Source organism: Streptomyces sp. NPDC057302 (assembly GCF_042667685.1).
Taxonomy (GTDB): Bacteria; Actinomycetota; Actinomycetes; order Streptomycetales; family Streptomycetaceae; genus Streptomyces.
In genome coordinates, this window is sequence record NZ_JBHUZJ010000047.1 from 18,681 (window position 1) to 32,083 (window position 13,403).

Annotated in this window: 12 protein-coding genes; 4 read left to right on the forward strand and 8 right to left on the reverse strand. The window is 69.4% G+C overall.

Going from position 1 to position 13,403, the window contains the following annotated elements; translation table 11 throughout:
- Window positions 1-185: 185 nt before the first annotated feature.
- From ACFUPX_RS28050 to ACFUPX_RS28065, 4 genes are read left to right on the forward strand one after another with little or no spacing between them, the layout of a single operon-like run.
- Window positions 186-1,193, forward strand: a complete 1,008-nt coding sequence (locus tag ACFUPX_RS28050; RefSeq protein WP_383328553.1) for an ABC transporter ATP-binding protein — start codon at window positions 186-188, stop codon at window positions 1,191-1,193.
- Window positions 1,183-2,088, forward strand: coding sequence for an ABC transporter permease (locus ACFUPX_RS28055; protein WP_383328417.1), 906 nt, complete (start codon window positions 1,183-1,185; stop codon window positions 2,086-2,088). Before ACFUPX_RS28050 ends, ACFUPX_RS28055 begins: the two co-directional genes overlap by 11 nt.
- Complete coding sequence (locus ACFUPX_RS28060; RefSeq protein WP_383328420.1) at window positions 2,085-2,996, forward strand: ABC transporter ATP-binding protein; 912 nt, start codon at window positions 2,085-2,087, stop codon at window positions 2,994-2,996. The genes ACFUPX_RS28055 and ACFUPX_RS28060 overlap by 4 nt, the downstream gene beginning before the upstream one ends.
- Window positions 2,997-3,007: 11 nt before the next feature.
- Window positions 3,008-3,727: an ABC transporter permease gene (locus ACFUPX_RS28065; protein ID WP_383328423.1), complete on the forward strand. Its 720-nt coding sequence runs from the start codon at window positions 3,008-3,010 to the stop codon at window positions 3,725-3,727.
- 309 nt (window positions 3,728-4,036) lie between these two features.
- Here ACFUPX_RS28065 and ACFUPX_RS28070 read toward each other — a convergent pair whose 3' ends face one another.
- From ACFUPX_RS28070 to ACFUPX_RS28105, 8 genes are all read right to left on the reverse strand, one after another.
- Complete coding sequence (locus ACFUPX_RS28070; RefSeq protein WP_383328426.1) at window positions 4,037-4,861, reverse strand: HAD family hydrolase; 825 nt, start codon at window positions 4,859-4,861, stop codon at window positions 4,037-4,039.
- The gene (gene serS, locus ACFUPX_RS28075; RefSeq protein WP_383328429.1) at window positions 4,858-6,147 is read right to left on the reverse strand and encodes a serine--tRNA ligase; all 1,290 of its coding nucleotides are present in this window, start codon (window positions 6,145-6,147) and stop codon (window positions 4,858-4,860) included. The genes ACFUPX_RS28070 and serS overlap by 4 nt, the downstream gene beginning before the upstream one ends.
- A 652-nt stretch (window positions 6,148-6,799) precedes the next feature.
- The gene (pheA, locus tag ACFUPX_RS28080) at window positions 6,800-7,735 is read right to left on the reverse strand and encodes a prephenate dehydratase (protein WP_383328432.1); all 936 of its coding nucleotides are present in this window, start codon (window positions 7,733-7,735) and stop codon (window positions 6,800-6,802) included.
- 189 nt (window positions 7,736-7,924) lie between these two features.
- Window positions 7,925-9,184 carry an iron uptake transporter deferrochelatase/peroxidase subunit gene (efeB, locus tag ACFUPX_RS28085; protein ID WP_383328435.1) on the reverse strand — a complete coding sequence of 420 codons (1,260 nt, stop codon included), beginning with the start codon at window positions 9,182-9,184 and terminating at the stop codon, window positions 7,925-7,927.
- An 11-nt stretch (window positions 9,185-9,195) separates the two neighbouring features.
- A complete protein-coding gene (locus ACFUPX_RS28090) occupies window positions 9,196-11,271 on the reverse strand; it encodes a copper resistance CopC/CopD family protein (RefSeq protein ID WP_383328438.1) in 2,076 nt (691 codons plus the stop codon).
- 14 nt (window positions 11,272-11,285) lie between these two features.
- Entirely contained in the window at window positions 11,286-11,765 is a 480-nt protein-coding gene (locus ACFUPX_RS28095; protein ID WP_383328441.1) for a copper chaperone PCu(A)C, read from the reverse strand.
- Window positions 11,762-12,415: an SCO family protein gene (locus ACFUPX_RS28100; RefSeq protein ID WP_383328444.1), complete on the reverse strand. Its 654-nt coding sequence runs from the start codon at window positions 12,413-12,415 to the stop codon at window positions 11,762-11,764. Before ACFUPX_RS28100 ends, ACFUPX_RS28095 begins: the two co-directional genes overlap by 4 nt.
- 80 nt (window positions 12,416-12,495) lie before the next feature.
- On the reverse strand, window positions 12,496-13,227 hold the full coding sequence (locus ACFUPX_RS28105) for a YcnI family protein (RefSeq protein WP_383328556.1): 732 nt from the start codon (window positions 13,225-13,227) through the stop codon (window positions 12,496-12,498).
- Window positions 13,228-13,403 lie beyond the last annotated feature (176 nt).

Consider the following 13,403-nt stretch of genomic DNA (forward strand, 5'->3'; position numbering starts at 1 on the left):
TGCTCAGCGGCTACGTCAAGAGCTGCGCACGAGCCGGGCCGGACTCCGGGGTAGACCAAGGGCTGTCCCCCAGGGGTCGACCTCAGGACGACCCTTACGGGCCCGTAATACCCGAGAGTGATACGAGGACAGCACCCTGGTCTGACGCTCGATGTGGCCTGCGCCACTACCTTCGAAACGTGACTGTGATCGCGACCGAAAGCCTGAGCAAGCGGTTCCCGAGGGTGACCGCTCTTGACCGGCTCTCCATGGATATCGGGCCCGGTGTAACCGGACTCGTCGGAGCCAATGGAGCCGGCAAGTCCACACTGATCAAGATCCTGCTGGGTCTGTCCCCCGCCACGGAGGGCACCGCCGCTGTGCTCGGCCTCGACGTCGCCACCCATGGCGGCCAGATCCGTGAGCGCGTCGGCTATATGCCCGAGCACGACTGTCTGCCGCCCGACGTGTCGGCCACCGAGTTCGTCGTCCACATGGCGCGCATGTCGGGGCTGCCGCCCACCGCGGCCCGCGAGCGCACCGCGGACACCCTGCGGCACGTCGGTCTCTACGAGGAGCGCTATCGCCCCATCGGGGGCTATTCGACGGGCATGAAGCAGCGCGTGAAGCTCGCGCAGGCCCTCGTCCACGACCCCGACCTGGTCTTCCTTGACGAACCGACCAACGGCCTGGACCCCGTGGGCCGCGACGAGATGCTCGGCCTCATCCGCCGCGTCCACACGGACTTCGGCATCTCCGTCCTGGTCACCTCGCACCTGCTCGGCGAGCTGGAGCGCACCTGCGACCACGTCGTCGTCATCGACGGTGGCAAGCTCCTGCGGTCCAGCTCCACCACCGACTTCACCCAGACCACCACGACGCTGGCCGTCGAGGTGACGGACACCGACGAACACCCCGACGGCACAAAGGTGTTCCGCGAGGCGCTGCAGGGCCGCGGGGTCTCCACCCACGAGGGCAGCGGCCTGCCCGGCGCCGGGCACACCGTGCTGCTCGAAGCGACGGGCGAGGAGACGTACGACCTGGTCCGCGATCTCGTCGCCGACCTGGGCCTGGGCCTGGTCCGGATGGAACAGCGCAGGCACCACATCGCAGAGGTCTTCCAGTCCGAGCAGACCGAACAGCCCGAGCCGTCCGGGCAGTCCCAGCAGTCCGACGAGCAAGAGCGGAAGGAGGCGGTCCGCCATGGCGGTTGAGCAGCCCCCGGCACACGCCGGCGAACAGAGCCAGATCCACAACATCGGCTATCGCAACTACGACGGCCCGCGCCTGGGCCGCGCCTACGCCCGCCGCTCGCTCTTCTCCCAGAGCCTGCGCGGGGCGTACGGCCTCGGCCGCTCGGCCAAGTCCAAGGTCCTGCCCATGATCCTCTTCGCGGTGATGTGCGTCCCCGCAGCGATCATGGTGGCGGTCGCCGTGACCACCAAGGCCAACGACCTCCCCCTCGACTACACCCGCTACGCGATCGTGCTGCAGGCCGTGATCAGTCTCTATCTCGCCGCCCAGGCCCCCCAGACGGTCTCGCGCGACCTGCGCTTCAAGACCGTCCCCCTCTACTTCTCCCGCCCCATCGAGCACAGCGACTACGTACGCGCCAAGTTCGCGGCGATGGCCTCGGCCCTCTTCGTCCTTACGGCCGCACCGCTGCTCGTCCTCTACGTGGGGGCACTGCTCGCCAAGCTCGACTTCGCGGACCAGACGAAGGGCTTCGGCCAGGGGCTCGTCTCCGTGGCGCTGCTCTCGCTCCTCTTCTCCGGCATCGCGCTCATCGTCTCGGCGATCACACCCCGCCGCGGCTTCGGGATCGCCGCCGTCATCGCCGTACTGACCATCAGCTACGGAGCGGTGTCCACGGTCCAGGCCATCGCCTACGAACAGGGCAGCACCGACGCCATCGCCTGGCTCGGCCTCTTCTCGCCGATCACGCTCATCGACGGCGTACAGACCGCCTTCCTCGGCGCGACCTCCGCCTTCCCCGGAGGGGAAGGCCCCTCGTCCGGCACGGGCGTGGTCTACGTGATCGTCGTCCTCGCCCTCATCGCGGGCTGCTACGGCGCACTGCTGCGCCGCTACCGAAAGGTCGGGCTGTGAGCGCCATCAACATCGACCACACCTCACGCTGGTTCGGCAACGTGGTGGCGGTCAACGACATCACGATGAACGTCGGCCCGGGGGTGACCGGTCTCCTCGGCCCGAACGGCGCGGGAAAGTCCACCCTCATCAACATGATGGGCGGCTTCCTCGCCCCCTCCACCGGCAGCGTCACCCTCGACGCCAAGCCGATCTGGCGCAACGAACAGATCTACAAGGACATCGGCATCGTCCCCGAGCGCGAGGGCATGTACGACTTCCTCACCGGCCGCGAATTCGTCGTCGCCAACGCCGAGTTGCACGGCCTGGACGAGCGGGCCGCGCACAAAGCCCTCGCCACGGTCGAGATGGAGTACGCGCAGGACCGCAAGATCTCCACGTACAGCAAGGGCATGCGCCAGCGCGTGAAGATGGCGTCCGCCCTCGTCCACGAACCGTCCGTGCTCCTGCTCGACGAGCCGTTCAACGGCATGGACCCCCGTCAGCGGATGCAGCTGATGGAACTGCTGCGACGCATGGGGGACGAGGGCCGCACGGTCCTGTTCTCCTCGCACATCCTCGAAGAGGTCGAGCAGCTCGCCTCGCACATCGAGGTGATCGTGGCGGGACGGCACGCGGCAAGCGGCGACTTCCGCAAGATCCGCCGCCTGATGACCGACCGGCCGCACCGCTACCTGGTGCGTTCCAGCGACGACCGCGCCCTGGCCGCCGCCCTGATCGCAGACCCGTCGACGGCAGGAATCGAAGTCGACCTCAAGGAAGGCGTCCTGCGCATCCAAGCCATCGACTTCGGGCGCTTCACCGCCCTGTTGCCACGCATCGCCCGCGATCACGACATCCGGCTCCTCACGGTCTCGCCCTCGGACGAGTCGCTCGAGTCGGTCTTCTCCTATCTCGTCGCGGCCTGAAGGGAGCCATCGTGTACGACCCCACTGTCGCCCGGCTCACCTACCGGGCCCTGCTCGGCCGCCGCCGGGCTCTGATCCTCTTCGCCCTGCCCGTCCTGCTGATCGTCATCTCCGCCGCGGTCCGCGGATTCAGCGGCCCCGACGACCAGGTCGCCTCCGACCTCCTCGGCGGCTTCGCGCTGGCCACGATGGTGCCGATCATCGGCGTCATCGCGGGCACCGGAGCCATCGGCCCCGAGATCGACGACGGGTCCGTCGTCTATCTCCTCTCCAAGCCGATCAAGCGCCCCACGATCATCATCACCAAACTCACCGTCGCCATCGCCGTGACCATGGCCTTCTCCGCGGTCCCGACCTTCATCGCGGGCATGATCCTTAACGGCAACGGCCAGCAGATCGCGGTGGCTTACACCATCGCCGCCCTGGTCGCCTCGATCGCGTACGCCGCGCTCTTCCTGCTCCTGGGCACCATCACCCGGCACGCCGTCGTCTTCGGACTCGTCTACGCCCTTGTGTGGGAAGCGCTCTTCGGGTCGCTGGTCGCCGGGGCGCGCACGCTCAGCGTCCAGCAGTGGTCGCTCGCCGTCGCCCAGAAGACCGCGGGCGGCGACCTGGTCACCTCGGACGTCGGCCTCCCGGTGGCCACGGTGCTGCTCGTCGGCGTCACGGTCCTGGCCACGTGGTACGCCGGGCAGAAGCTGCGGTCGCTGACGCTGGCCGGGGAGGAGTAATCAATTCAGTGGCGGGCGATCGGGGGCGCGGGCACAGTAGTGGGTGTCACCGCGCCACGACCCTGGCGCCCGCTTACCGGGAGAGGAGCCGACGTGTCCATCAGCAGTCCGTCGAGTTCCCGGCAGGGCAGCCCGCGGCAGGCCCCGGAGTAGTTACTCACTCCGTAGAGCCCCGCCCGCGGGGGAGTTGCCCGGGGCGGCCGCTTCGAGCGCGCACTTCGCTGCGCGGGCCGCCCACCCGACGTCGCACCGGAGCCGGGCACCGAATCCCTCGGTGCCCGGCTCCCGTAGTGCGTCGGATCAGCCCTCTCAGGCCAGGAACCGCTCAAGGACCGCCGCGATGCCGTCGTCCTCGTTCGACGTCGTCACCTCGTCCGCCACCGACTTGAGTTCCTCGTGGGCGTTGGCCATCGCCACGCCGTGCGCCGCCCAGCCGAACATCGGGATGTCGTTGGGCATGTCCCCGAAAGCGATCGTGTCCGCGGCCTTCGCGCCCAGGCGGCGGGCCGCGAGGGACAGGCCCGTGGCCTTGGAGAGACCGAGGGGAAGCAGTTCGACGATGCCTTCGCCGGCCATCGTCACGCCGACCAGACCGCCCGCCACCTGACGCGCCACCGAGGCCAGCTCGTCGTCGCTCAGGCCCGGGTGCTGGACGTACACCTTGTTCAGCGGAGCCGCCCACAGCTCGGCGACATCCGTGAACGGGACGGCGGGCAGCGGGCCCTCCTGCACCACGTACCCAGGACCCACGATCACCTCGCCGTCCAGGCCGTCACGGCTCGCGGCCAGCGCCAGCGGGCCGATCTCCGCCTCTATCTTGGCGAGGGCGATCCCGGCCAGCTGCCGGTCGAGCGTGACCGACGTGAGCAGCCGGTGCTCGCCCGCGTGGTAGACCTGCGCGCCCTGCCCGCACACCGCCAGGCCGTCATAGCCCAGATCGTCCAGGATGTGACGGGTCCACGGCACGGCACGACCGGTGACGATGATGTGCGCGGCGCCCGCCGCGGTGGCCGCGGTGAGCGCGTCGCGCGTGCGCGCCGAGACCGTGTCGTCGGAGCGCAGGAGCGTTCCGTCGAGGTCGGTCGCGACCAGCTTGTACGGGAAGGACGGCGTGGCAGGAGCAGGGTGGCTCACTTGTTGATGGGCTCCAAGATCTCTCGTCCCCCCAGGTACGGACGCAGCACCTCGGGCACCCATACGGAGCCGTCGGCCTGCTGGTGGTTCTCCAGGAGGGCGACGATCGTGCGCGGGACGGCGCAGAGCGTGCCGTTCAGCGTCGCGAGCGGCTGCGTCACCTTCTTGCCGTTGCTCTCGTCGCGCATCCGGATCGACAGGCGGCGGGACTGGAAGCTGTCGCAGTTCGACGCGGAGGTCAGCTCGCGGTACTTGCCCTGCGTCGGGATCCACGCCTCGCAGTCGAACTTGCGCGAAGCCGACGAGCCCAGGTCACCCGTGGCGACGTCGATCACCTGGAACGGCAGGCCGAGGCCGGTCAGCCACTGCTTCTCCCACTCCAGGAGCCGCTGGTGCTCGTTCTCCGCGTCCGCCGGGTCGACGTACGAGAACATCTCGACCTTGTCGAACTGGTGCACGCGGAAGATGCCGCGGGTGTCCTTGCCGTACGTGCCGGCCTCACGGCGGAAGCAGGGCGAGAAGCCCGCGTACCGCAGGGGCAGCTTGTCGGCGTCGATGATCTCGTCCATGTGGTAACCGGCGAGCGCGACCTCGGAGGTGCCGACCAGGTAGTAGTCGTCCTTCTCCAGGTGGTAGACGTTCTCGGCGGCCTGGCCGAGGAAGCCCGTGCCCTCCATGGCGCGCGGGCGTACCAGGGCGGGCGTCAGCATCGGGATGAACCCGGCCTCCGTCGCCTGCGCGATCGCCGCGTTCACCAGGGCCAGTTCGAGCAGGGCGCCGATACCGGTCAGGTAGTAGAAGCGCGATCCTGAGACCTTCGCGCCGCGCTCGACGTCGATGGCGCCGAGCGACTCGCCGAGCTCCAGGTGATCCTTGGGCTCGAAGCCCTCGGCCGCGAAGTCGCGAGGGGTGCCGATCGTGTCGAGGACGACGAAGTCCTCCTCGCCGCCGACCGGGACGTCCGGGTGCACGAGGTTGCCCAGCTGCCCCAGGAGGCGCTTGGTCTCCTCGTCGGCCTCGTCCTGTGCGGCGTTGGCCGCCTTGACGGCGGCGGAGAGCTCGCCGGCCTTCTTCAGGAGCTCGGCCTTCTCGTCACCCGAGGCCTTGGGGATGAGCTTGCCGAGCGCCTTCTGCTCGGAACGGAGCTCGTCGAAGCGGAGCCCGGACGACCTGCGCCGCTCGTCGGCGGAGAGCAGGAGGTCGACGAGCGCGACGTCCTCTCCACGGGCGCGCTGGGAGGCGCGAACACGGTCGGGGTCCTCACGGAGCAGGCGAAGGTCAATCACCCCACCAGGCTACCGTCGAGCAGTTCCGGCTCACGACTCGATATTCCACTCTGTAGTGTTATGCCCTATTTGCCGGAATGGGAATTCCCGAAGGTGGCGCGACGGAAATGAGCCACCGGATGGTCGCCGCGCAGCCGGTCCGCACCTGCCGCGACCTGTGCCGGAGTAGCGGGTTCCGGGTCAATGAAATGGGCCCCATTCCCCGAAATGGGGCAGAGGGGACTCGCCCCCTTGACCCGATCCCCTTGTGGGGAGCGGGACTTGAGGCCCGGGTTGTCCACAGGAATATCTCTTCCGGAAAAGTTATCCACAGGCTGTGCGAAAGATCTGTGGACGCCGGAAGAGATCGTTCCGAAAGCCGCATGCGCGACGAAGGATTCCCGTCCCAAACCACCCTCACACCCACTTTCGAGTGGAAATGGTTCGCTCCAAAGAGTTGATCAATGGAAAAGAGTGGACGAGGGGTGACGTGCGCGACTGTGGACGGACTTGTGGGGTGTAGGCCGATTTGTCGACCATGTCGTGCTTCGTTGTCGACTTGTCCCCAGGTCGAGAAGGGGGCCTGTGGATAACTTTGTGGACAACGTAAATCAGCAGGTAAGACCGCTCGGAACCAGCGGGCAGGGCCGCTCGGAACAGCAGGCGGGACCGCTCAGAACCGACCGTCCTGGCGCTGCGTCAGCCAGTCCGACGCCGCAAGGAAATCGCCATCGGTGGTCCCTGGCCGCAGCGGCCGAACGTCACCGGGCGCCACGCCCGCCCGCGGGTAGGACCCGAGGAAGCGCACCTGCGGGCAGATCCGCTTGAGGCCCATCAGTGCCTCGCCCACGCGGCGGTCCGTGATGTGGCCCTCGGCGTCCATGGAGAAGCAGTAGTTGCCGATGCGCTGACCCGTGGGCCGCGATTCGATCCGCATCAGGTTGACCCCGCGCACGGCGAACTCCTGGAGCAGTTCGAGCAGGGCGCCGGGGTGGTCGTCGCCGAGCCAGATGACCACCGAGGTCTTGTCCGCGCCGGTCGGCGCCGCGGGGCGGGCCGGGCGGCCGACCAGGACGAAGCGGGTCTCGGCGGTCGCCGCGTCGTGGATCTCGCTGACCAGCGGCTCGAGTCCGTATGTCGCCGCCGCGAACTCGCCCGCGAAGGCCGCGTCGAAACGCCCCTCCTGGACGAGGCGGGCGCCGTCCGCGTTCGATGCCGCCGACTCCCACAGGGCGTCCGGGAGGTTCGCCGCGAGCCAGTTGCGGACCTGCGGCTGGGCCACGGGGTGGCCGGTCACCGTCTTGATGTCCTTGAGCTGCGTACCGGGCCGCACGAGCAGCGCGAAGGCGATCGGCAGCACGACCTCGCGGTAGATCATCAGGGGCTCGCCCTTGGCGAGCTCGTCGACGGTGGTCGTGACACCGCCCTCGACGGAGTTCTCGATCGGCACCAGCGCGGCCGCCGCGTCGCCGTTGCGGACCGCGTCGAGCGCGGCCGGCACGGACACCATCGGGACGAGCTCCCTGGTGGCCGCTTCCGGGAGCGTACGGAGGGCGGCTTCGGTGAAGGTGCCCTCGGGGCCGAGATAGGTGTAGCGCATCGCCGACATACCGTCACCCTAATGGCCCGTACGTGGCATGGCTCACGCGTCTCACGGAGCGGCACGGGCCCCACGGACCCGCGTGTGTCACCGAGCGGCGCCCGCTCCCGCGCACCACCACGGGCGCCCGCCCGGCGCACGAAAGGCGCTCAGCGGCGTACGTGGGGGCGCCCGCCCGCGTAGAGAAGGCCCGAGGCCCTACGCCTCCAGCAGCCGCTGCCCCACGTACTCGCCCTTCGCCGCCCCGCCCGGCACCGCGAAGAGGCCGCTCGCCTCGTGCCGGATGAAGTCCGACAGCGCGTCCCCCCGGTCGAGCTTGCGCTGCACCGGCACGAAGCCGCGGAGCGGGTCGGCCTGCCAGCACACGAAGAGCAGGCCCGCGTCCGGCTCCCCGTCCTTGCCGAAGCCGTCGTGGTACGAGAACGGGCGGCGCAGCATCGCGGAGCCCCCGTTCTGGTCGGGCCGGGTGATGCGGGAGTGGGCGTTGAGGGCGATGACGTACTCGCCGTCCGCGCCCGCCTTCTCCAGCTTCGGCTCGGTGCTCTCCGTACCGCCGGTCAGTGGTGAGCCGTCCGACTTGTGGCGCCCGATGACCGCCTCCTGGTCCCGCAGGCCGAGCTTCTCCCAGTCGTCGAGGAGCATCCGGATACGGCGTACGACGACGTAGGAGCCACCCGCCATCCAGGCCGGACTCCCTGCGGCTTCCGCGGCGTCCGAGGACCCCGCGGCGGGCACATAGATCCGCCGGTCGAAGTCGTCCTCGGACGGCTTCGGGTTGTTCGTGCCGTCGATCTGGCCCATCAGGTTGCGGGTCGTCATCGGCTGGGCGGTCGCGCCGGGCGAGCGGTTGAAGCCGTTCATCTGCCAGCGCACCCGTGCCGCGTCACCCGCCTCCTTCTGGAGCGCGCGCAGCGCGTGGAAGGCGACGAGGGGGTCGTTCGCGCCGATCTGCACCCACAGGTCGCCGTCGCTGCGTGCCTTGTCGAGGTGGTCGGAGGAGAAGTCCGGCAGCGGGTCGAGCGCCGAAGGGCGCTGCTTCTCCAGGCCGGTGCGCCCGAAGAAGCTGTGGCCGAAACCGAAGGTGACGGTCAGGGACGAAGGACCCGCGTCCCGGGCGACATCCGTGTCCTCGCCCTCCACGGCCTTGCCCGCCATCAGCCTCTCGGCAGTCGCCGACCAGCGGCGCAGCAGGGCCGCCGCCTCCTTGCGGCCCGCGCCCGCCGCGAGATCGAAGGCGACCAGATGGCCGCGTGACTGGACGGGCGTGGTGATGCCCGGCTGATGTTTCCCGTGAAACATGACCGTGTCCGCGCCAAGGGAAGCCAGCGAGGCCGCCTTCTCGGGAGTGTCCGAGGGTGCCGCGGCATATCCGGCCGCGCCGCCCGCCGCGCCGAGCGCGAGACCGGTGGCGCCGGCGGTGCCGAGCAGCCGCCGCCTCGAAATCCCGTTGTCCGCCATGGTGGTTCCGTTCAGCCGATCTGCACGTTCTTGTTCACGGTCACTTGGTCGATGTCGGAGGTTCGCACGGTCACCGCGATCTTCCAGTTGCCCGCCATCGGAATCTGCACCCCGTTCGAGCTCCAGTGTCCGGTGGCGATGTGGTCGGGCGCGACGGGCAGTGGGCCGAGGTCCTTCGACTTGAGGGTGAAGGAGACCTTCACCTCGGGAATGTCGAAGGCGCTGCCGTTCGGCCGCTTCACGAAGACGTGCATCTCGTTGCTGCCGGTGCGGCCCGGGTCCAGGTCGAGCTGCAAGGTGCCCTTGCCGTCGGCGGAGCCGGTGTCGAAGGGGATCTTGAGGGTGAGCGGTCCTGACCGCTGAGCGGCGGCGGCCGTCTTCGAAGCGGCCGCTTCCTCCTCCGTGCGTCCGGGCTCGGTGGAGGTGAGGACCGTGGTGACGGCGAGCAGGACGACGGCTACGCCCGCCTCGGCGAGCACGGAGCGGCGCAGGCCGGACCGGTTGGGGTCCGCGTCGCGGATCCGCTTCTCGCGGGCGGTGCTCATGGCGGCCTGCTGGCGGGCCAGTTGGGCGGAGCGCTTGGAGTCCCCTCCGGAGGCCTTGGAGTCCCCTCCGGAGGTCTTGGAGTCCCCTCCGGAGGTCTTGGCGGCCCCGGCGGGCACCGTCACCGGCTTCTTCTCCACGCGCTCGGCCGCGGCGTTCTTCCCCGCCTTCCCCGCCTTCCCAGCCTTCTCCGCCTTCTCTGCTTTCTCCGCACGCTTCTCGGCGCGCTTCTCGACGACGGTCGCCGCGGCGGCCTCGGGAGCCATGTCGCCCGCCTGGCCCGCGATCCGCGCCGTCCAGCGACGGGAGATGGCGGCGATGCCGACGAGGACGACCACCAGGCCGACCTTGATGAGGAGCAGCTGTCCGTACCACGTACCGGTGAGCGCCGACCACGAGCCGACCTGCCGCCACGACTGGTAGAGCCCGGTCGCGGCGAGGGCGACGACGCTGCAGAACGCGACCCGGGAGAAGCGTTTCACCGCCCCGGCCTCGACCGACGGCGCGAAGAAGAGGGCGACGACGAGCGCCGCGAGCCCGCCGAGCCAGGCGGCGACGGCGAGCAGGTGCACGACGTCCACGGGCATCGCCAGACCGGCCTGGATGCCGGTCGACGCGTGCTCGGCCATGGCCCAGGTCGCGCCGAGCCCGACGGCGACGACGCCTCCGCCGATCGCGAGCCCGAAGGTCAGGTCCTTGCGCTCCTTGGGGTCGGTCCGCTTCTCGTACGCACCGAAGAGCACCGCGATGAAGAGCGCGGCGGCGGCGAGCAGCAGCAGACGGGAGACCAGCGCGGCTCCCGTCTTCGTCTGGAGTACGTCGCCGAGCTTGGCCATGTCGAAGGCGTCGGCGATCTTCCCCGACCCGGTGTAGGGCGCGCGCAGCAGCAGCATGACGAGCGTGGACGCGGTGAGCGTGACCCAGCCGGACACCACGAGGCGCTGCACGGGCCGCACACCGGCGCCGCGCGGCCAGCAGCCGAGCACGAAGGCCGCGCCGCCGACGACGAGGATGAATCCGGCGTACGAGAGGTAGCGCGCGAAGCCGTAGAGCCCGCCGACGAATCCGCCGCCCACTTCCTGGTCCGGCAGCGCGACCTTGGTGTCGGACGGTGCGCCCACGGAGAAGGTGTAGGCCCCGGAGATGGGGTGGCTGTCGGCGGAGACGACTTGGTAGGCGACCGTGAAGGTGCCGTCGGGCAGCCCCTTGTGCAGGCTCACGCCGTACGTGTTGGACCCGAGGTCACTGGTCTTGCCGGTGTCGACGCGCTTGCCGGCCGGGTCGAGCACCCGTACGGAGCCGTCGGACATGGCGACCTTCTCGGAGAAGGTGAGCGACACCCGGGTGGGCGCCGTGTCGACCACCGCCCCCTGCTTGGGGTCGCTGCCCGTCAGCGCGGCATGGGCGGAGGCGGGGGCCGCCGTGGCCAGCAGGGCGCCGAGGAAGACGGCGACGACGAGCAGGAGCCGTCCGACGCCGGGGGTTATCCCGAAGCGGGCGGCGGCCCCGGAGCGAGCTCCACAGCGGGGAGCGATGGTCTGCATCAGCGATCAGTCCCTCAGTGTGACGCGTGCTTGCCGGACTTGGGGTTATACGTGGCTGCCTTCACCGGAACCTCGATCTCGACGGGATCCGACTTCTCGAAGTGCAGCGTCACCGCGACTTTGTCGCCCTGTTTCGGCTTGTGCTTGAGCGCCTCGAACATGACGTGGTTGCCGCCCCGCGCGAAGTCGAGCTCGCCGTTCTCGGGTACGTCGAACGACTTCTGCTCCTTCATCGCGTTGTTCTTGGTGCTGTGCAGCGTGACGTGTTCGGCGATGGAACTGGTCACCGACGTGAGCTTGTCGGCGGCGCCCTTGTTCGTGACGGTGAAGAACCCGGAGGCCATGTCATCCATGGCGGGTACGGGCATGAAGGCACCGGCGACCTTGAGCTCGGGCTTGTCCGATGCCTTGTCGGCGGAGGAGTCCGCGCAGCCCGCGAGGGCGAGCCCCGCGGTCAGCGCCACGGCCCCGCCGACGAGTGTGCGGCGGTTCACGGGGTCGCTCCCTTGACGATCTTGGGGAGGTCCTTGGTGTAGTCGTCCACGGTGGCGTCCTTGCCCCACAGGACGTACCCGGCGTCGGTCTTCGGCGAGAACGCGATGACCTGCGTGCCGTGCATCGAGACGATCTTGCCCTTCTCCTTCTTGGAGGGCTCGATGCTGATGCCGAGGGTGCGGGCACCGGCCTGAATGGTGTCGAACTTGCCGGTCAGACCGATGAAGGCGGTGTCCTGCGCCCTGAGCCACTTGCCGAGGGTGGCGGGGGTGTCGCGCTCGGGGTCGGTGGTCACGAAGACGACCTGGAGGTTGTCCCGTTCGGCCTTGGGCAGCTGCTTCTTGGCGACGGAGATGTTGCTCATCGTCAGGGGGCAGACGTCCGGGCACTTGGTGTAGCCGAAGTACAGGAGCGTCGGCTTGCCCTTGGTCCGCTCGCGCAGGTCGAACTTCTTGCCGTGCGTGTCCGTGAGGACGAGGTCCGGCTTCTCGAACGGCTTGTCGAGAACGGTCGCGGCCTTGTCGCCGCCGGACTCGACGGAGACGTCCGCAACAGGCTTCTTGCCGTCGTCACCGCCGCCGCAGGCGGACAGGGTGAGGGTTGCCGCGGCCAGCATGGCGGCGGCCAGCAGCTTCTTCTTCTTGCGCATACGAAAATGTCCCAGATGTGAGGGTGGCCCGGGCGCACCGGGGGCCGGTGAAACGCCCCCGATGCGGCCCGAAGGGTGGCTCAGCTGTTGACGCGCCGACGGCCGGCGAGCACGCCGAACGCGACACCGGCGGCGCCGACGACGATGCCGACGACGCCAAGGACGCGGGCGGTGGAGTCACTGCTGTCGGAGGAGGCGGCGGACTCGCTCTTGTCGTCCGACTTCGCGTCATCCTTGGCGTCGTCGTGCGAGGCGGCGGCGCCGTGGCCGTCCTCGGACGCGGCGGTCAGCGCGAGGGCGGGCGCCGGGTGCTCCGGCTCCTCCTGGCCCTTCTGCTGCGGCTCGATCCAGCGGACGACTTCCTTGTTGTCGTACGTCTGGACGGCCTTGAAGACGAGCTCGTCGGCGTCCTCGGGCAGCGCGCCGAGGGAGAGCGGGAACTTCTGGAAGGTGCCCGGCTGGACGCCCTTGCCGTCGGCGGTCCACGTGACCTTGGAGACGGCCTCGTCGATCTTCTCGCCGTGCATCTCGAGCGGCTTGTCGAGCTTCGTCTTGGTGACCTTCGCGGTCCAGCCGGGTACGGGCTGCGTCATGACGGAGGCGAGCGGGTGGTCCTCGGGGAAGGAGACCTCGAGCTTGTTGGTCGAGGCGTCGTCCATCTCGTTCGGCACCTTGAAGTTGACCGTCGCGTAGCCGCCCTTGGCGGCCTCGCCCTCGGCCGTGACGCTGACGTGCGCGAAGGCGGGGACGGAGAGCAGCAGGACGGCGGAGGCGGCGACGCCACCGACGACGGAGACGCGGGAAGCCTTCACGGCGGACAGCGCGGACAGAACAGACATGGCGGAACACTCCACTTTCAGCGGTGATGATCAGCAGCGCCGACGGGTCGGCAGCGGTGATCCGGGAGAGTGCGCGCGGCGACGAACCGAGCGGGCACGCGCGCGTGGATGCCGCCGGGCGTGATGCACCTCTCCGTAGTGCTGCGGTA